Raw genomic sequence first — 583 nt, 5'->3', positions numbered from 1 at the left:
ATGCTTTAGCAAAAGAACTTATAGAATATAAGATTATCCAATCAATCCCTGGTATCGGAGAAAAAATCGCGGCAACGATTATTTCTGAAATTGGAGAGATTGATCGGTTTAATCACCCTAAAAAACTTGTAGCATTTGCCGGAATTGACCCTAGTATCTTTGAATCAGGAAGGTTCAAAGGAACAGTGAACAGAATAACAAAAAGAGGATCAAGCAGGCTTAGGCGTGCCCTATATTTAGCCGTTAAATGTGCCATTCGTGATTGTCGAAAAAAGAAAACAACCAAAGATATCATCCCACGCAACAAGAGGTTACGAGAGTTCTATGATAAGAAACGGGAAGAAGGAAAGCCTTATAAAGTAGCTGTAATAGCCTGTGCAAATAAGCTTTTACAATGGATCTATGCAATTTTAAAAAGCAACTCAACTTTCCAAGATATAGTTTAAATAATAAATAAAACTAAACAATACAAAACCTTCCAAAAGTGAAATTTAGGAAGGTTATTTGGCATGCACATTTTTAGTTTAACATAAAAAATTTTAAGTATTTAATGAAAAATATTGACAAACTATTAGCTGGTTTA

General features: G+C 33.1%; 1 protein-coding gene. It reads left to right on the top strand.

Going from position 1 to position 583, the window contains the following annotated elements; all coding sequences use genetic code 11:
- Positions 1 to 446, top strand: a 446-nt coding sequence (locus ACIFOT_RS32340) for a transposase (protein WP_430073078.1), incomplete at its 5' end; no start/stop codon positions are given.
- Between the last annotated feature and the right edge of the window lie 137 nt (positions 447 to 583).

This window comes from Neobacillus sp. NRS-1170, assembly GCF_050468025.1.
This window is presented reverse-complemented; position numbering and strand designations above follow the sequence as displayed.